The 17,632-nt window shown below is 70.2% G+C and carries 19 protein-coding genes and 1 riboswitch; of the genes, 12 read left to right on the forward strand and 7 right to left on the reverse strand.

The window, feature by feature from the left end; genetic code table 11:
- Positions 1-20: 20 nt before the first annotated feature.
- Complete coding sequence (locus tag E3O57_RS15700; protein WP_103460295.1) at positions 21-821, reverse strand: isocitrate lyase/phosphoenolpyruvate mutase family protein; 801 nt, start codon at positions 819-821, stop codon at positions 21-23.
- Positions 822-947: 126 nt separating this feature from the next.
- Between E3O57_RS15700 and E3O57_RS15705 the strand changes: the two genes are divergently transcribed.
- From E3O57_RS15705 to thiD, 4 genes are all read left to right on the forward strand, one after another.
- Positions 948-1,214, forward strand: a complete 267-nt coding sequence (locus tag E3O57_RS15705) for a hypothetical protein (protein ID WP_088457608.1) — start codon at positions 948-950, stop codon at positions 1,212-1,214.
- 33 nt (positions 1,215-1,247) lie between these two features.
- Positions 1,248-1,348: riboswitch (TPP riboswitch) on the forward strand.
- A complete protein-coding gene (gene thiM / locus E3O57_RS15710; RefSeq protein ID WP_103479927.1) occupies positions 1,340-2,158 on the forward strand; it encodes a hydroxyethylthiazole kinase in 819 nt (272 codons plus the stop codon). It overlaps the preceding riboswitch by 9 nt.
- Positions 2,155-2,796 (forward strand): thiamine phosphate synthase, encoded by a 642-nt coding sequence (gene thiE / locus E3O57_RS15715; protein WP_103479926.1) that lies wholly within the window; start codon positions 2,155-2,157, stop codon positions 2,794-2,796. Before thiM ends, thiE begins: the two co-directional genes overlap by 4 nt.
- Positions 2,793-3,689 carry a bifunctional hydroxymethylpyrimidine kinase/phosphomethylpyrimidine kinase gene (gene thiD / locus E3O57_RS15720; protein WP_241990461.1) on the forward strand — a complete coding sequence of 299 codons (897 nt, stop codon included), beginning with the start codon at positions 2,793-2,795 and terminating at the stop codon, positions 3,687-3,689. The genes thiE and thiD overlap by 4 nt, the downstream gene beginning before the upstream one ends.
- On the opposite strand, the gene E3O57_RS15725 is transcribed toward thiD, so the two are convergent.
- Genes E3O57_RS15725 through E3O57_RS15735 form a run of 3 tightly spaced genes read right to left on the reverse strand, consistent with a single transcriptional unit; the run spans position 3,661 to position 6,625 of the window.
- Positions 3,661-4,989: an MFS transporter gene (locus tag E3O57_RS15725; RefSeq protein WP_103460297.1), complete on the reverse strand. Its 1,329-nt coding sequence runs from the start codon at positions 4,987-4,989 to the stop codon at positions 3,661-3,663. The two genes, thiD and E3O57_RS15725, sit on opposite strands and share 29 nt — an antisense overlap.
- Before the next feature lie 55 nt (positions 4,990-5,044).
- Entirely contained in the window at positions 5,045-5,536 is a 492-nt protein-coding gene (locus E3O57_RS15730) for a GNAT family N-acetyltransferase (RefSeq protein ID WP_103479925.1), read from the reverse strand.
- A 60-nt stretch (positions 5,537-5,596) separates the two neighbouring features.
- A complete protein-coding gene (locus E3O57_RS15735; RefSeq protein ID WP_103479924.1) occupies positions 5,597-6,625 on the reverse strand; it encodes a LacI family DNA-binding transcriptional regulator in 1,029 nt (342 codons plus the stop codon).
- A gap of 111 nt (positions 6,626-6,736) precedes the next feature.
- On the opposite strand from E3O57_RS15735, the gene E3O57_RS15740 reads away from it, so the two are divergent.
- Genes E3O57_RS15740 through E3O57_RS15750 form a run of 3 tightly spaced genes read left to right on the forward strand, consistent with a single transcriptional unit; the run spans position 6,737 to position 9,716 of the window.
- Entirely contained in the window at positions 6,737-7,930 is a 1,194-nt protein-coding gene (locus E3O57_RS15740) for a Gfo/Idh/MocA family protein (RefSeq protein WP_103479923.1), read from the forward strand.
- Complete coding sequence (locus tag E3O57_RS15745) at positions 7,927-8,631, forward strand: ThuA domain-containing protein (protein ID WP_103460301.1); 705 nt, start codon at positions 7,927-7,929, stop codon at positions 8,629-8,631. Before E3O57_RS15740 ends, E3O57_RS15745 begins: the two co-directional genes overlap by 4 nt.
- Positions 8,610-9,716, forward strand: a complete 1,107-nt coding sequence (locus tag E3O57_RS15750) for a Gfo/Idh/MocA family protein (RefSeq protein ID WP_103460302.1) — start codon at positions 8,610-8,612, stop codon at positions 9,714-9,716. Before E3O57_RS15745 ends, E3O57_RS15750 begins: the two co-directional genes overlap by 22 nt.
- 56 nt (positions 9,717-9,772) lie before the next feature.
- Here the strand turns inward: E3O57_RS15750 and E3O57_RS15755 are convergent, their stop codons facing one another.
- The 3 genes from E3O57_RS15755 to E3O57_RS15765 are packed head-to-tail and all read right to left on the reverse strand — an operon-like array spanning position 9,773 to position 12,506.
- Complete coding sequence (locus E3O57_RS15755) at positions 9,773-10,252, reverse strand: 2'-5' RNA ligase family protein (protein ID WP_103460303.1); 480 nt, start codon at positions 10,250-10,252, stop codon at positions 9,773-9,775.
- A complete protein-coding gene (locus E3O57_RS15760; protein ID WP_198416856.1) occupies positions 10,252-11,784 on the reverse strand; it encodes a cell wall metabolism sensor histidine kinase WalK in 1,533 nt (510 codons plus the stop codon). The genes E3O57_RS15755 and E3O57_RS15760 overlap by 1 nt, the downstream gene beginning before the upstream one ends.
- A complete protein-coding gene (locus E3O57_RS15765) occupies positions 11,781-12,506 on the reverse strand; it encodes a response regulator transcription factor (protein WP_279327056.1) in 726 nt (241 codons plus the stop codon). The genes E3O57_RS15760 and E3O57_RS15765 overlap by 4 nt, the downstream gene beginning before the upstream one ends.
- A 221-nt stretch (positions 12,507-12,727) precedes the next feature.
- Between E3O57_RS15765 and dnaK the strand changes: the two genes are divergently transcribed.
- The 5 genes from dnaK to E3O57_RS15790 are packed head-to-tail and all read left to right on the forward strand — an operon-like array spanning position 12,728 to position 17,627.
- Positions 12,728-14,596, forward strand: a complete 1,869-nt coding sequence (gene dnaK / locus E3O57_RS15770) for a molecular chaperone DnaK (RefSeq protein WP_103460304.1) — start codon at positions 12,728-12,730, stop codon at positions 14,594-14,596.
- Positions 14,596-15,231, forward strand: coding sequence for a nucleotide exchange factor GrpE (locus E3O57_RS15775; RefSeq protein ID WP_103430804.1), 636 nt, complete (start codon positions 14,596-14,598; stop codon positions 15,229-15,231). The genes dnaK and E3O57_RS15775 overlap by 1 nt, the downstream gene beginning before the upstream one ends.
- Positions 15,224-16,231 carry a DnaJ C-terminal domain-containing protein gene (locus E3O57_RS15780; protein WP_088457595.1) on the forward strand — a complete coding sequence of 336 codons (1,008 nt, stop codon included), beginning with the start codon at positions 15,224-15,226 and terminating at the stop codon, positions 16,229-16,231. The genes E3O57_RS15775 and E3O57_RS15780 overlap by 8 nt, the downstream gene beginning before the upstream one ends.
- 8 nt (positions 16,232-16,239) lie before the next feature.
- Entirely contained in the window at positions 16,240-16,653 is a 414-nt protein-coding gene (locus tag E3O57_RS15785) for a heat shock protein transcriptional repressor HspR (RefSeq protein WP_088457594.1), read from the forward strand.
- A gap of 50 nt (positions 16,654-16,703) precedes the next feature.
- Positions 16,704-17,627 carry a LysR family transcriptional regulator gene (locus tag E3O57_RS15790; protein WP_088457593.1) on the forward strand — a complete coding sequence of 308 codons (924 nt, stop codon included), beginning with the start codon at positions 16,704-16,706 and terminating at the stop codon, positions 17,625-17,627.
- Positions 17,628-17,632: the final 5 nt, after the last annotated feature.

Genomic DNA, 17,632 nt, shown 5'->3' on the forward strand with positions numbered 1-17,632 from the left:
CCGCCCACGCCGAAGCCGGGTTAGAGCTCGAAGGGGAAGCCGAGGTCGTCGGGGTAATCGCCGAGCGCGGTGAGCTGGGCGGCGGCGCGCTGCAACGCGGCGAGGGCCAGGCCGAGGGTGCCTGGGCCGAAGCTGACCCTGGAGACGCCGAGTTCGGCCAGCCGCGCCAGGGGAACGGCGCCGGGGTTCCCGATCACGGAGATGCGGCCGTTCACCTCGTCGAGGGCGCGCTTGACCTTGTCTTCGTCGCCCAGGCCGAGGAAGAAGATCACGTCGGCGCCGGCGTCGAGATAGGCGTTGGCACGCTGAACGGCCTCGGCCCACTCGCCGCCGCCCGCGAGGGTGTCGACGCGGGCGTTGATCACCAGGGGCACTCCGGCCGCCTCGGCGCCCTCCCGCGCCGCGGCGACCCGGGCGGCCGCGGTGGGGATGTCGAACTGCGGCGCCTTGGTGGCGCCCACGGAGTCTTCGATGTTAATGCCGGCGGCCCCGGCCTCCTCGATCAGGCGGCGCACGTTGCGGGCGACCCCCGCGGCATCCGCCGCGTAGCCCTTCTCGAAGTCGACCGAGACCGGCAGGTCGGTCGCTCCGGTGATGATGCGGGCGGCGATGATGGCCTCGTCGACGGTGAGGCCCTCGCCGTCCGGCAGACCGCGCACGTTGGACACCGAGTGCGAGGCACTGGCGAGGGCTTTCACGCCCGGGGTCTCGGAGACGATCTTGGCGGTGATCGCGTCCCACACGTTCGTGACGATCAGTGGCGTTCCGGGCACGTGCAGGGCGTTGAGGAGTTCGGCCTTGTTCAGCAGTGTGGTTGTCATCGGTCCAGTGTGCCGGGTGCGCCGGTGTAAACGCTGGAGGGTTTCAGACAAAGACACAGCGCTGTCAAGCGTGTATACACGTCGCCGCTTTGGTCTTAGCGTGAGGTCTACACCGAGGGAGATGTCATGCAGGCTCACACCCTCACGGTCGGCGAGCGCCTGTTCCGATTGCGCAGCTCGTGCGACGTGACCGCGCTCGTAGCAGCCCTCACGGCCGCCGTCCGGCAGGGTGGCGGAATGGTCAGGCTACCCGTCGTCGGCGATGTCGGTGTGGAGGCGCTCGTGTCACCCGGCGTCAGCGTGGTGCTGGAGACGTTCGAGGTGGATCCGCTCGCGCTTCTGGACCCGGCGGTGCCGGTGCCGTGGTTCGCCGTCGACGATTTCGACTACTAGTCCGGGTGTGAACAATCCGGCCGCTAGGGTTTCGGTAGTGACACGGGGTGCCCTGCCAAACGGCCGGGGCTGAGAAAACACCCGTTGAACCTGATCTAGTTCGTACTAGCGAAGGGATGTCCCGGATGACCATCCGTCTGACACCAGAGAATGCTGCCCATCTGCTCGACCGTCTGCGCGAGAGCCAACCTCTCGTACAGTGCCTCACCAACGCGGTGGTGACCAACTTCACCGCCAACGTGCTGCTGGCCCTGGGAGCCGCGCCCGCGATGGTGGACGTGCCCACCGAGGCCGGACCGTTCGCCGGGGTGGCCTCCGGAGTGCTGGTGAACGTGGGCACCCCGCACGCCGAGCAGCGCACTGCGATGCTCGAGGCCGCGTCGGCCGCACACGCCGCCGGCACCCCCTGGGTGCTCGACCCCGTCGCGATCGGCGTGCTGCCGGTGCGCACCGGGCTGGCTCGCGAGCTGCTGCACTTCCGGCCCACGGCCATCCGCGCTAACCCGTCGGAGATCATCGCCCTGGCCCAGCTGGGCACCGGCGGCCGAGGCGTGGACGCCACCGACTCGCCGGAGGGCGCCGCCGACGCCGCCGCCCTGCTCGCCCGCAGCACCGGAGCGAGCGTGGCCGTGTCGGGCGCGGTCGACCTCATCACCGACGGTTCGCAGACCATCCGGGTGGCCAACGGTCACGTGCTGCTCACCCGGGTCACCGGCGGCGGATGCGCGCTCGGCGCGGTGACCGCCGCCGTGCTCTCGCTCGTCGACCGGGACGAACCCGGCGCATCGCTCGCCGCGACCGCCGTCGCCACGCTGTTGTACACCGTTGCCGCGGAGCTCGCCGCCGCCGACGCGGCCGGGCCGGGCAGTTTCGCGGCGCACTTCCTCGACCGGCTGCACTCCCTCGACGGCGCCACCGTCATCGACCGGGCGCGGCTAGGGTGAGCGATCTCTCGCTCTACCTCGTCACCGACACCGCCCTGTGCGGTGCCAGGGGCGTGCTGAGAACCGTGATCGACGCCGTCGCCGGCGGCATCACCACCGTGCAGGTGCGCGACAAGACCGGGTCGGACGACGACGTGCTGCGCCTGCTGCTGCAGGTGGCCGACGCGGTCGGTGACCGCGCCACCGTGGTCGTCAACGACAGGGTCGACGTGTACCTGCGGGCGCTCGCCGAGCGCGCCGCCGTGCACGGCCTGCACGTGGGCCAGGGCGACGAAGCCGTGGCCAGAGTGCGCGACAGGGTCGGCTCCGACGCGATTGTGGGCATCACCGCCAACACCCCGGCCGAGCTTGACAGGGTCTTCGCGCTGCCCGCCGGCACCGTGGACTACCTGGGCGTCGGCGTCATCCGGGCCACCAGCACCAAACCCGACCATCCGCCCGTGCTCGGGGTGCCCGGTTTCGCCGCGCTGGCCGCCACGAGTGCGCTGTCCTGCGTCGCGATCGGCGGCATCGGGCTCGCGGACGTCTGGCCGTTGCGCCGGGCCGGGGCCGCCGGGGTGGCCGTGGTGTCGGCCGTCTGTGCCGCTCCGGATGCCCGCGCCGCTGCCAGCGCCCTGCACCGGGAGTGGACCCGATGACCGGGCCGAGGGAGATCCCCCGGGTGCTCAGCATCGCCGGCACCGACCCCACCGGCGGCGCCGGGATTCAGGCCGACCTCAAGAGCATCGCCGCCAACGGCGGTTACGGCATGGCCGTGGTCACCGCGCTCGTCGCCCAGAACACCCGCGGGGTGCGTTCGGTGCACATCCCACCGGTGTCCTTCCTCGTGGAACAGCTCGACGCGGTCAGCGACGACGTCACCATCGACGCCGTGAAGATCGGCATGCTCGGCCAGGCCGACCTCATCGAGGCCGTGGCCGCGTGGCTGGCCCGGGTGCGGCCATCCGTGATCGTGCTCGACCCGGTGATGATCGCCACCAGCGGCGACCGGCTGCTCGACGCGTCCGCCGAGGCCGCGCTCCGCGCCCTGGTGCCGCTGGTTCACCTGGTCACCCCGAACCTGCCCGAGCTGGCCGTGCTCGTGAACGAACCCGAGGCCGCCGACTGGGCAGCGGCCCTCGAGCAGGGCGAGCGGCTCTCCCGCGCCTGCGGCACCCGGGTGCTGGTCAAGGGCGGCCACCTGGCCGGTCCGGCCTGCCCGGATGCCCTCGTCGACGCGGCCGGCACCGAGCCAGGGCGGGCCCGCATCGTGCAGGTCTCCGCGCCGCGCATCAACACCGTGAACACCCACGGCACCGGCTGTTCGATGTCGTCGGCCCTGGCCACGCTGGCGGCCCGGCACCGGGACTGGCCGCGGGCGCTGACCGAGACGAAGGCCTGGCTCAGCGACAGCGTGGCCTCCGCCGACCGGCTCGAGGTGGGCGGCGGGCACGGCCCGATCAACCACTTCCACGCGCTCTGGGCGGCGGCCGGAACGCATCCGGAGCCACCGCCTCGAGGGCTCAGCCCATCTGGTTCTGCCGGGCCTTGACCGGCAGCAACAACAGCAAGCCGATGACAAGCACCAGCACGATGCCCAGGATGCCCCAGTAGGTTTCGCCGAAAATGGTCACGGCCAGTGCGAACGCCGTGGGGGCCAGGAAGCTGGCGGCACGACCGGTGGTGGCGTACATGCCGAACACCTCGCCCTCCCTGCCGGCCGGGATGATCCGGGCCAGGAAGGTGCGGCTGGCCGACTGGGCGGGCCCCACGAACAGGCACAGGGCCAGGCCGGCGGTCCAGAAGACGATCTGGCCGCCGTCGTGCAGCAGGAACACCAGGCTGCCGCTGACGATGAGGCCCACCAGGGCGGTGACGATGACGGGCTTGGCACCCAGCCTGTCGTCGAGCACGCCCACGCTGATGGTGGCGACGCCGGCCACCACGTTCGCGGCGATCGCGAAGATGATCACCTCGCCGGGGGAGAAGCCGAACGCCGACGCGGCGAGGACCCCGCCGAAGGTGAAGACGCCGGCCAGGCCGTCACGGAAGATGGCGCTGGCGAACAGGAAGTAGACCACCTGGCGGTTGGTCTTCCAGAGCTTGGCCACGTCGCGGCCCAGTTCGACGTAGGACTGGAAGAAGCCGACCTTGGCGCGCTTCGCGGCATCCGGCGCCCGGTATTCGGGCACCCGCAACAGCAGCGGCAGCGCGAACAGGCCGAACCACGCGGCGGCGATGAGCATCGTCACCCGCACCGCCAGCCCGTTTTCGCTGGTGACGCCGAACAGGCCCACCTCGGGGCTGATGAAGCCGAAGTACACGATCAGCAGCAGCACGATGCCACCGATGTAGCCCATGCCCCAGCCGAAACCGCTCACCTTGCCGATGGTGCGTGGCGTCGAGACCTGCGCGAGCATGGCGTTGTAGCTGACCCCGGCGAGCTCGAAGAACACATTGCCGGCGGCCAGCAGCACCAGGCCGAGCAGCAGGTACTCCGGAGTGGGCAGCACGAAGAACATGCCGGCGGTGAGGCCAACCACGATGAAGGTGTTCACGCCGAGCCAGAACTTGCGCCGGCCGGAGGAGTCCGAGCGGGCGCCGGTGACCGGGGCGAGCACGGCGATCAGGAACCCGGCGATCGCGAGCGCCCAGCCCAGCTGCGCGGCGACGTCGCCCTCCTCGCCGAATGACGAGCCGGTGAGGTAGACCGAGAAGACGAACGTGGTGACCACGGCGTTGAAAGCGGCCGAGCCCCAGTCCCACAGGCTCCAGGCGACGACGGCGGCGCGGGCGGGAGTGTGGGCCGCGGGGGCGTGGGCGGCGCCGTTGCCGTCGAGTGTCTCGGTCATGCGTTCACCCTAGGGCCGTGGGGTGAACAATGGGCGACGGATGTTCGGGCAGTTGTCAGGGCAGCAGCGATCTGTGCATCACGTGCAGGCCCACATATCCGTGCACCGGATGGCGGAAGGCGCCGGGCAGCGTGGCGAGGATGCTGAAGCCCAGATTCTGCCAGAGGCTCACGGCGTTGTGGTTGGTCTCCACCACGGCGTTAAACTGCATCGCGCGGAACCCCGCGTTCGCGGCCTGCTCGAGGACATGCTCGGCCAGGGCGCGGCCGATGCCTCGACCGGCCGCCTGCGGGGCCACCATGAAGCCGGCGTTGCACACGTGACTTCCCGCCGCCGGCTGGTTGGGGTGCAGCTCCGCGGTGCCGAGCACCCGGCCGTGGTCCTCGGCCACGAAGACCCGGCCGCCGGGCTTGCCCAGCCACCACGCCTGAGCGTCGGCCTCGCTGGTGTCCCGTGGCCAGCAATAGGTCTCGCCGGCCGCCACAACGTCCCGCAAAAAGGGCCAGATCGCGCCCCAGTCGCCCTCCCGGGCTTCCCGTATCTCCATTCCCCCAAATTACCGGCCCGCGAGCCGTGACCTAAGCCCCGAAAACCCGAGGTTTGGCGCTCAACTCAAGGTTCGCGGAGGGGTGGCGAGGGTGGACTGGCGCAACACGAGCCGGGTCGGCAGTTCGATCCTGTCGAAGTGCTCTCCGCTGCGGGCGCGCATTTCGTGCACGAGGGCCACCGCGCGGGCGGCCATCGCCCCCAGCGGCTGGTGCACGCTGGTCAGCGGAGGTGACGCCACAATGGAGCGCGGTTCGTCGTCGAAGCCGATCACACTGATGTCCGCGGGAATGCGCAGCCCGGCCCGCCGGGCCGCGGGGTACACCGCCAGGGCCATGGCGTCGTTGCAGGCGAAGACGCCCACAGGGGTGCGGTCACCGGAGAACAGGTCGGGGACCGCGGTGCTGAGACCAGCGCCGTCCCAGCCCACGTCCACGCGCGTGACCGGGGCGCCGGGCGCGTGCTCGGCGATCGCGCGGCGGAAGCCCTCCTCGCGAGCCTTGCCGAACCTGAACCGCGGGGTGCCGGTGATCACGGCGAAGCGGCCGAGGCCCGTGGCGGCCAGGTGCGCGCCGGCGTCGTAACCGCCCTGGTGGTCGGTCGTGCCCACGCTGGCCAGCTCGCCGTTGGGGTCGGACCGCGGGTCCAGCAACACCAGGGGGATCCTCAGCCCCCGCAGCTCGGTGAGTTGCCGACGGGTGGGCCTGATGAGGCCCAGGATCACGCCGGACGGCCGGCGGGTGGCGACCCGCGCGGGCCAGTCGTCGGCGGGGTCGTCCCGCTCGAGGGTGAGCACGAGGTCGTAGCCGTGCTCGAAGGCACTGCGCCGCGCACCCGCCGTGACCTCGTCGGTCCAGGCATCGTCGAAGGAGCCGAGCACGAGCTCGATCAATCGCGTGTCCAGGGTGGTGGGCCGTCCGCGCGACGACGTGCCCCGGTCGTAGCCCAGCGCGGTCGCGGCCGCCAGAACCCGTTCCCGGGTGGCCAGACCCAGTTCGCCGCGCCCGGCCAGGGCGCGTGAGGCTGTGGCGATGGACACTCCCGCTCGCTCGGCGACATCACTGAGTGTCACCCGTGCCGTTTCGCCCATCACCCTGCCTCCTCCCACCATTTTTGCGCAAAAAAGTGCCGGGGTGGTGCTGGTGCTGCCATCCTCGCAGAGGACAAGCGTCCGACGATGGTGTCGACTGAAGGAGCGCGAATGGCAGACCAGACCCCGCTGCGGGTGGCGTTGATCGGAACCGCGTTCATGGGCGCGGCCCATTCGCAGGCCTGGCGCACGGCGCCGAGGTTCTTCGACCTTCCCCGAGAACCCGAAATGGCGCTGCTCGTGGGCCGGTCCGCTGACACCACCGCCGCGCAGGCCACAAAACTGGGCTGGCAGGAGTGGTCGACCGACTGGCGCGAAGCCGTCTCCCGCGACGACATCGACGTCATCGACATCTGCACTCCGGGTGACACCCACGCCGAGATCGCCCTGGCCGCCCTCGCGGCCGGCAAGCACGTGCTGTGCGAGAAGCCGCTGGCCAATTCCGTGGCTGAAGCCGTGGCGATGGCCGACGCCGCCGAGCAGGCCGCCCAGTCCGGCGTGCTGTCGATGTGCGGCTTCAGCTACCGCCGAACGCCGGCGCTGGCGCTGGCCCGCCGGTTCATCGCCGAGGGCCGGTTGGGCGCTATCCGGCACGTGCGGGCTGACTACCTGCAGGACTGGCTGAGCGATCCGGCGGCCCCGCTCAGCTGGCGGCTGGACAAGGCCAAGGCCGGCTCCGGGGCGCTCGGCGACATCGGCGCCCACAGCATCGACACCGCGCAATGGCTCACCGGCGAGAGCATCACCGAGGTCTCTGCGACCCTGCGCACCTTTGTCACCGAACGTCCGCAGCGCGGCGCGGCGGCCGGACTCGGCGGTGTCGCCGACCCCGACGCGGCCCGCGGGCCGGTCACGGTCGACGATGCGATGGCGTTCACCGCCACCTTCTCCGGCGGGGCCCTGGGAGTGTTCGAGGCCACCCGGATGGCCACCGGCCGTCGCAACGCGAACCGCATCGAGATCAACGGTGAGAGCGGATCGATAGCCTTCGACTTCGAGCGGATGAACGAACTCGAGTACTTCGACGGCCGCGGTGCCGACCCCGAGGCCGAGGGTTTCCGCCGCATCGTCGTCACCGATCCCGTACATCCCTACGTCGCCAACTGGTGGCCCACCGGGCACGGCCTCGGCTACGAGCACCTGTTCACCCACCAGATGGTCGATTTCGTGACCGCCATCGGCGCCGGAACCGCGCCCTCGCCGGGCTTCGGCGAGGCGCTCGATGTTCAACGGGTACTCGCCGCGGTCGAGGCGAGCGCCAAGGCCAGATCCCAGACGACGCCCGTGGAACGGAGAACCGCATGACCCAGCACAACGCCCTGATCGTTCGAGGAGGCTGGGACGGCCACCACCCCGTCGCCGCCACGGAGATGTTCCTACCGTTCCTCGCCGCACACGACTACTCGGTGCAGATCGAGGAGTCACCCGAGATCTACGCCGACGCCGAGCAGATGGCCCGGTTCGACCTCATCGTGCAGAGCGTCACGATGAGTGAGATCAGCGGCGACCAGGTCGCGGGACTTCGCGCGGCGGTGGCCGCCGGCACCGGTCTCACGGGCTGGCACGGCGGCATCGCCGACTCCTTCCGGGCCTCCGCCGACTACCTGCAGCTGATCGGCGGCCAGTTCGCCACCCACCCGGGCAAACCGCCCGCGGACCGGGTCGACGGCGCGCAGGAGAACAACTACCTGGACTACACGGTGCAGATGACGCCGCTCGGCCGGGAGCATCCGATCACCGCCGGCCTCGCCGACTTCGACCTGTGCACCGAGCAGTACTGGGTGCTGCACGACGACCTCATCGATGTGCTCGCCACGACGACCCATCCGGCGCCCGACTGGGAGCCCTGGCACCGGCCCATCACCTCGCCGGCGGTGTGGACCCGGCTCTGGGGCGCGGGTCGCCTATGCGTCAGCACCGCGGGGCACAGCCCGGAGGTTCTCGCCGACCCCAACGTACGCACCATCATCGAAAGGGGCATGCTGTGGGCCACCCGCACCGCCTAGGAATCGTAGGCCTGGGCAACATCTCGGCCGCCTACCTCGACACTCTCGCCGACAGCGCCCAGATCCGGATCACGGCGGTCGCCGACCTCGACACCGCCCGGGCCCGCACCCTGGCCGACCGGCTGCCGCACGCGCGAGCCCTGTCGGTGTCCGAGCTGGTCGCCAGCGACGAGGTCGACACCGTGCTGAACCTCACCATCCCGGCCGCGCACGCCGAGATCGCGCTGGCCGCGATCGGCCACGGCAAGAACGTTTACGGGGAGAAGCCGCTGGCCGCCCGGATGGCCGACGCCCGCGAGATCGTTGCCGCGGCGCTTGCCGCCGGGGTGGGCCTGGGCAGCGCGCCGGACACCGTTCTCGGTACCGGCTTGCAGACCGCTCGTCACGCGATCGACGACGGCCTGATCGGGCGCCCGCTGGCCGCATCCGCCGTCATGGTGACAGCGGGGCACGAACGCTGGCACCCCAGCCCCGACTTCTACTACCAGAGCGGCGGCGGCCCGCTGCTGGACATGGGCCCGTACTACGTGGCCGCCCTGGTGCACCTGCTCGGGCCGGTGCGCTCGGTCACCGGCGCGGCCAGCCGGCTGCGGGGCACGCGCACGATCACGCAGGGCCCGCGGGCCGGCGCGGTGATCCCGGTCGACGTCGACACGCACATCACCGGGGTGCTCGAGCACGACAGTGGCGCCCTGTCCACGATCACGACGAGCTTCGACGGCGCCGCCACCGACGCGGCCCCCCTCGAGGTGCACGGTGAGAACGGCACCCTCTCGGTGCCAGACCCGAACCGGTTCGACGGCGAGACGCGCTTCTTCGAGCTCGGGGCTACCCAGTGGCGGCCCCTGCCGACGGCGGCCGGTTACCTGGACAGCGCCCGCGGTATCGGCCTGCTCGACTTCATCGCGGCCGGCCCCGACCGTGCGGCCCGCGCGAACGGTGACATCGCGCTGCATTCCCTCGACGTGATGACCTCGCTGCTGCAGTCGGCCGCCGAGGGGCGCCGGCTCGAGCTGACCACGACGACCGAGCGCCCCCTCGCGGTGCCGCTGACCGCCCGGGAGGTCTGGTCGCAACGCGAGTGACACCTCGCGGACGGTGAGTCAAGCCCCGAAAACCTCTGGTTTTCGGGGCTTTTCTCTCAGCTCGCGAAACTGGTGGCGGCCAGGACCGTGCGGCCGGCCTCGTGCGTGCGGGGGAGCATGTCCACCAGGGCGACTTGACCGAGGGTGAGGGACTGGCCGGGGTGAAGGCGGGCGGGCGGCTTGTGCGTCACATGGGCGCGGAAACCGTCGCCGGTGAAGGCCGGTTCGTCTGGAGCGGCGGCGAACGGCCGTAGGGTGTCCACCAGGGTGCGGTGCAGTCGGGTGAGTCCCTCGTGCGGGAGCAGCATCGTGACGGGGATGGTGTGCCGCCGCCCGAACAGCGCGTCCTCGCCGGCGACGACGGTGAGCGGCGCCTGGTTCTCGACGGCGAGACGGATGGCGTGGCCGACGTCGCCGGGGTCGGCATCCGTGAGAAACGGCGCCAGCACCGTGACGTGCAGGGGCCATTCGGCCACGGCGAAGCCGGCGCCCACCCGCAGCGGCACCACGGGGAGCACCACCACCAGGCGGGGCATCACGGGCGCCGGGTGCCCGGGGTGGGCAGGGTGACCGTGAAGGCGGTGCCCGCGGGGGAGGACCGCACCCGGATGGTGCCTCGGTGCGCCTCGGCGATCGACAGGGCGATCGCCAGGCCCAGGCCGGTGCTGCGAGGGCCGCCGGACACCTGGGTCCTGGAGGCATCGCCGCGCGCGAAGCGTTCGAAGATCACCGGCAGCAGATCTGCGGTGATGCCCGGCCCGTCATCCTGCACGCTCAGCTGCACCGGCATGCCGGGCGAGCCCACCCGCAGCCGGGCGGTCACGCTGCTGGCGGGCGGGGTGTGCACCCTGGCATTGGAGAGCAGATTCGCCACCAGCTGGTGCAGGCGTTCCCGGTCGCCGCGCACGACCACGGCAGTGTCCGGCACCTCGGCGAGCCAGCTGTGCGACGGCGCGGATGCCCTGGCGTCGTTCACCGCGGTCAGCAGCAGGTCGGCGAGGTCCACGTCTTCCACATGCAGGTCCTGGCCCTCGTCGAGACGGGCGAGCAGCAGCAGGTCGCTCACGAGCGAGCTCATCCGCCGAGCCTCGGATTCGATCCGGGCGAGGGAGTACTCGGTGATCTCGGGCAGCTCGGCGCTGTCCTGCCGGGTCAGTTCGGCGTAGCCCTGGATGGCCGCGAGCGGGGTGCGCAGCTCGTGGGAGGCATCCGTGACGAACCGGCGCATCCGCCGGTCGGTGGCGGCCCGCACGCTGAGGGCGGTGTCGACGTGGTCGAGCAGTTGGTTGAGGGCTTCACCCACCTTGCCCGTCTCGGTGCGGGGATCGGTGTCTGCGGCCGCGAGGCGGGTGGAAATGCCGTGGTCGCCCACGGCCAACGGCAGCGCGGTCACCTCGACGGCGGTCTCGACCACCCGGGCCAGGGGGCGCAGGGCGAGTCGCACGACCAGAATCGTGCCCAGCACGGTTCCCGCCAGCGCCAGCACCGTGAAGACGGCGATGGCCAGGCCCTGGCGCAACAACGCCATCTCGGCGGCCTCGAGGGGTACGCCGGCCACCAGCAGCTCGCCGTCGTTGACGACTGTCGCGACGCGGTAACTGCCGAGGTCGCCCAGGTTCAGGCTTCGGTTCTCCCCGTCCGACTCGAGATCGGTGACGGCAAGCTCGATCGCCTCGATCGCGTCGGTCGAGAGCACAACGGCGCCGGTGCCCGAGAACAGGGCGGAGTCGGCGACCACACCATCAGCGACGACCGCGATCACGGTGCCACGCCCGTGCCCGACAAAATCGACGAAGGACTTGGCCACGCCGCCGCCGTGCCCGTGCCCGCCGACGGCGGGCGGACCCCGGTACTTGTCGACAGACTGGCTCAGCGCCGACAGCGACGCCGTGAGCTGGGCATCGGCCACGGTGTTCGTGGAAGTGCTCAACACGGCGATGCTCAGCAGGCCCATGCCCAGTAGCACCGCTGCCACGACGCCGGCGATTCCCACCACCAGTCGGCGGCGGAGCGTCCAGGGCGCCGCTCCGCGCTCGGGGGGAGCCGTCGATGAACCGACCGCGCTCACTCCGCGGGCCGCAGCATGTAGCCGACACCGCGCACGGTGTGCAGCATCGGGGCGCGTTCCGCATCGATCTTCTTGCGCAGGTACGACACGTAGAGGTCCACGATGCTCCCGCGCCCGGCGAAGTCGTAGTTCCAGACCTCGTCGAGGATCTGCGCCCGGCTCAGCACCCGCATCGGGTTGCGCATGAAGTAGCGCAACAGGTCGAACTCGGTCGTGGTGAGCATGATGTCGGCGTCATCGCGACGCACCCGATAGCTGGTTTCGTCCAGGGTCAGGGTGCCCACCACCAGCGCGGCCTGCTCCTCGGGGACGGCCTGCACGGTGCGGCGCAGCAGCCCGCGCAGCCGGGCCACGAGTTCCTCGAGGCTGAACGGCTTGGTCATGTAGTCGTCACCGCCGGCGGTCAGGCCGATGATGCGGTCGTCCACAGAGTCCCTGGCGGTGAGGAACAGGGTCGGCGTGGTGGAGCCGCCGGAGCGCAGGTGGCGCAGCACGCTCAATCCGTCGGTGTCCGGCAGCATGATGTCCAGGATCACGACGTCCGGCCGGTTGTCCCGGTAGGCCCGCAGGGCGGCCTGCCCGGTGTGGGCGACGTCCACGATCCAGCCCTCATAACTCAGCGCCAGGCTCACCAGATTGGTGAGGGTGTCCTCGTCGTCGACGAGGAGAACCCGGATGGCGGAGCCGTCGAGCCGGGAGATCCGCGGGAGCTTCGCCAGCACGGCGCGTCGGCGTACGGAGTCCGCGGCGGGATCGGGTGAGGTCGAGGGCGGCACACGTTATTGTCCCACTTCTTGTGAGAATGCTGGGAGTTGAGCCTCTCCGACTCAACTTTGGCGACCCCGGCTTGACTTAGGTTTTTGGGCGGTGGCACACTTGAGCCAGCAACACTCAAGTCTTTGAAACAGGCCTTGAACCCAAACTTTGAAGGAGATACTCTCACATGGCTCGTGCAGTCGGCATTGACCTCGGAACCACCAACTCGGTGGTGGCCGTACTCGAGGGTGGAGAACCCACCGTCATCGCAAACGCTGAAGGCTTCCGCACCACGCCTTCCGTGGTCGCGTTCACCAAGGACGGCGAGGTACTCGTCGGCGAGACCGCCAAGCGCCAGGCCGTCACCAACGTGGACCGCACCATTTCGTCGGTCAAGCGCCACGTCGGCACCGACTGGACCGTCGACATCGACGACAAGAAGTACACCCCGCAGGAGATCTCCGCCCGCATCCTCGCCAAGCTCAAGCGCGACGCCGAGCAGTACCTGGGCGACAAGGTGACGGATGCCGTCATCACCGTTCCCGCGTACTTCAACGACGCCGAGCGCCAGGCCACCAAGGAAGCCGGCGAGATCGCTGGCCTCAACGTGCTGCGCATCATCAACGAGCCCACCGCGGCCGCCCTGGCCTACGGCCTGGACCGTGGCAAGGAAGACGAGCTCATCCTGGTCTTCGACCTCGGTGGCGGAACCTTCGACGTCTCCCTCCTCGAGGTGGGCAAGGACGACGACTTCAGCACCATTCAGGTGCGTTCGACCTCCGGCGACAACCGCCTCGGCGGCGACGACTGGGACCAGCGCATCGTTGATCACCTGATCAAGCGCTTCAAGGACTCCACCGGCGTCGACGTCTCCAAGGACAAGATCGCCAAGCAGCGCCTCAAGGAAGCCGCGGAGCAGGCCAAGAAGGAACTCTCCTCGAGCATGTCCACCAGCATCCAGCTGCCGTACCTCTCGCTGACGGAGAACGGCCCGGCCAACCTCGACGAGACGCTCACCCGCGCCCAGTTCGAGAAGATGACCGAAGACCTGCTCGACCGCACCAAGAAGCCCTTCCAGGACGTCATCCGTGAGGCCGGCGTCAAGGTCGAGGACATCGCGCACGTCGTTCTCGTCGGTGGCTCCACCCGCATGCCCGCCGTGTACGAGCTCGTCAAGGCCGAGACCGGTGGCAAGGACCCGAACAAGGGTGTCAACCCCGACGAGGTCGTCGCCGTCGGCGCCGCACTGCAGGCCGGTGTCCTGAAGGGCGAGCGCAAGGACGTCCTGCTCATCGACGTCACCCCTCTGAGCCTCGGCATCGAGACCAAGGGCGGCATCATGACGCGCCTCATCGAGCGCAACACGGCCATCCCCACCAAGCGCAGCGAGACCTTCACCACGGCCGACGACAACCAGCCGTCCGTGGCCATCCAGGTCTTCCAGGGCGAGCGCGAGTTCACCCGCGACAACAAGAACCTGGGCACCTTCGAGCTCACCGGCATCGCGCCGGCCCCGCGCGGCATCCCGCAGGTCGAGGTCACCTTCGACCTCGACGCCAACGGCATCGTCCACGTGTCCGCCAAGGACAAGGGCACCGGCAAGGAGCAGTCGATGACCATCACCGGCGGCACCGCGCTGGGCAAGGAAGACATCGAGCGCATGGTTCGCGAGGGTGAAGAGCACGCGGCAGAAGACAAGCGCCGCCGCGAAGCCGCCGAGACCCGCAACGGCGCCGAGCAGCTCGCCTACTCGATCGAGAAGCTGATCAAGGAGAACGACGAGAAGCTGCCCGAAGAGGTCAAAACCGAGGTTCAGGCCGACGTCGACGCCCTCAAGTCCGCTCTCGCCGGTGACGACGACGACGCTGTGAAGACCGCGTTCGACAAGCTCACCGAGAGCCAGGGCAAGCTTGGCGAGGCCATCTACGCCTCCAGCCAGGCGGATGCCGCGGCCGGCGAGTCCGAGACCGCCGAGCCCACCGCCGAGTCGGGCAACCCCGACGAAGACGTTGTCGACGCCGAGGTTGTCGACGACGAGGACGAAGCGAAGAAGTAATGAGCGACGCCAACCGTCCGGACGAGAACCGTCCCGAAGACGAGTCTGCTGCTGCTGCGGGAGCGCCCGAATCGGGCGCCCCCGCGGCGGGCGGGCCGGACTCCGACGCGGCCGCTCCGGCCGAGTTCGTCGACGCGGCTGACGCCGCGGGCATCGAGGAGGACGAGCTGACCGTGCAGGACATCCTGGACGCGGCCGACCTCGAGGCATCCGACCCCTCCAGCGAGCACCTCGCCGACCTCAAGCGGGTCACCGCGGAGTACGCCAACTACCGTAAGCGCACCGAGGCCAACCGGGAGATCGAGCGCGAGCGCGTCACCGGCGAAGTCGTCAAGGTACTGCTGCCGGTGCTGGACGACCTGTACCGGGCCGAGAAGCACGGCGATCTCGAGGGCGACACCGCCTTCGCGACCATCGCGGCCAAGCTGCGCGCCAGCACCGAGCGCATCGGCCTCAAGCCGTACGGCACCGTCGGCGACGTGTTCGACCCCACCGTGCACGAGGCCATCTTCCAGATGCCCACGCCCGACATCGACGTGGAAACCGTCGGCGACGTCGTCGAGACCGGCTACTACCTCGGGTCCTCGCTGTTGCGGGTGGCCAAGGTCGTCGTGCAGGTACCGAGCGATGGCTAGCCAGGACTGGTTCGACAAGGACTTCTACAAGGTTCTCGGGGTGTCGAAGGACGTCTCCGCGGCCGACCTGAAGAAGGCATATCGCAAGCTGGCCCGCAAGTACCACCCCGACTCCAACCCGGGTAACCCCGCGGCGGAGGCGAAGTTCAAGGAGATCAGCGAGGCCCACTCGGTCATCGGTGACCCCGAACAGCGCAAGGAGTACGACGCCGTGCGCGCGATGGGCGGTGGAGCTCGCTTCACCGCCCCCGGGCAGGGCGGCCAGCAGGGCGGCTTCGACGACGTCTTCGGCGGCATGTTCGGTGGAGGAGCCCGTCAACAGCAGGGCTACTCCTACGAGCAGGCCGGCTTCGACGACATCCTCGGCGGAATGTTCGGCCGTGGCGCCCAGGGTGGTGGTGGCCGGTTCGGCACCCCCACCGGAGGTTTCCGAGGTGCGGGCGGGCCGACCAGGGGGCGTGACGTGGTCGCGTCGACCACGGTGGACTTCATCACGGCCACCCACGGCGACCAGATCACCCTGCAGACGCAGGAGGGTCGGTCGATCAAGGTCAAGATTCCCGCCGGCGTGGCCGACGGGCAGAAGATCAAGCTGCGCGGGCAGGGGCAACCCAGCCCGGACGGCGGCGAGAACGGTGACATCGTGCTCACCGTCACCGTGCGCAAGCACCCGGTCTTCGAACGCGACGGACTCAACCTGCGTGTGAACGTGCCGGTGACCTTCGCTGAAGCCGCCCTCGGTGCCACCATCGAGGTGCCCACCCTGGGCGGGCCGCCGGTGAAGCTGCGCGTGGCGCCCGGCACCCCCAGTGGGCGGGTGCTGCGGGTCAAGGGTCGCGGTGTGGTCACCCCGAAGGGCACCGGCGACCTGCTCGCCGAGGTTCAGGTGGCCGTGCCGTCGCACCTGTCGAAGGACGCCGAGGAGAAGCTGCTCGCGTTCAACGAGGCGCTGCCCAAGGAGAACCCGCGCGACGAACTGCTCGCCAGGGCCAAGGGCTGACACCGGTCATGGATGAGAACACCCGGGTCTTCGTGATCAGCACTGCCGCAGAGTTGGCGGGTATGCACCCGCAGACCCTGCGGCAGTACGACCGGATGGGGCTCGTCAGCCCCGGCCGCACGCCGGGCCGCTCGCGCCGCTACTCAATGCGCGATGTGGCCCGGCTGCGGGAGATCGCGGATCTGGGTGCCGAGGGTGTGAGCCTGGAGGGGATCCGGCGCATCCTCGCGCTGGAAGACACCGTGCGGGCCCTGGAAAGCCGGGTGGGGGACCTGGAAGCGGCCCTGGCCGACGAATTGCTCAACCGTCCGGGCCGCCGCGTCTTCGCGGCCGGCTCGGCCGGTGACGTCATCTCGATGCGCGCCGGCACCCGCACCCGCCGCTCGAACCAAGTGGTGATCTGGCGCCCCCTCGACAAGTAGCGAGACGTCGAGGCTCTGGGTGCTGCCGCACTGAGTTGTAGGGTTGCTGAATGGAACTGCGTCAGCTTGAACACTTCGTGACGGTCGCCGACGAACGTCACTTCACCCGGGCAGCCGAGCTGCTGCACATCTCCCAGTCGGGGCTGTCCGCGTCGATCCGGGCCCTGGAGATCGAGCTGGGCACCTCGTTGTTCATCCGCAGCACCCGCCGGGTCGAGCTCACGGCCGCCGGTCAGGCTTTGCTGGCGGATGCGCTTCGCACCCTGGCCAGCGCCGCAGCGGCCCAGAACGCCGTTGCCGCGGTACGCGGCCTCATGCGCGGACGCCTTACCGTGGGCGCCGAACCGTGCCTGGGCTCTGTGGACCTGCCCGCCGAGCTCGCCCGTTTCCGCACCGCGAACCAGGGGGTGGAGGTGCGCCTGCGCCAGCTGGGTTCCGTGGAGCTGATCGAGGGGGTGGCCAGTGGCACCACCGATGTGGCGCTGGTCGTGGTGACCGGGGACACCCCGCCCGGAGTGCGGCTGCACCGGTTGAGCAGCCAGAAGATGGTGGTGCTCTGCCACCCGGACCACCCCGTCGCGGCTCTGGCCGAGGCCGACCTGGAGACCCTGCGCACCGAACCGCTGATCGGCTTCCAGGCCGGCTGGGGCGCGCACATGCTCGCCCGGCGGGCGTTCGCCGCCGCCGGCTTCGAGTACCGGGCGGCGATGGAGGTCAACGACGTGCATCCGCTGCTCGAACTGGTGGGCTACAACCTGGGCGTGGCCATCGTGCCCACCAGCTTCGCGCTGAAGCGGCCCGACGACCTCGTTGCGGTGCCGCTGCCGGCGACCGTGCCCGAGTGGGCGGTGGCCGTGGCGGTCGCCGACGAGCCCAGCCCGGCCGCGTCGGCGTTCCTTGAGCAGCTGCTCGAAGACGTCGCCGCCGCGGCCGCCGCCCTCGAGCCCGTCGACGCTGTCGGCTCGGCGGCCTGACCGGC

It is taken from the genome of Cryobacterium sp. TMN-39-2 (assembly GCF_004402745.1).
GTDB classification, from domain to species: Bacteria; Actinomycetota; Actinomycetes; order Actinomycetales; family Microbacteriaceae; genus Cryobacterium; species Cryobacterium zongtaii.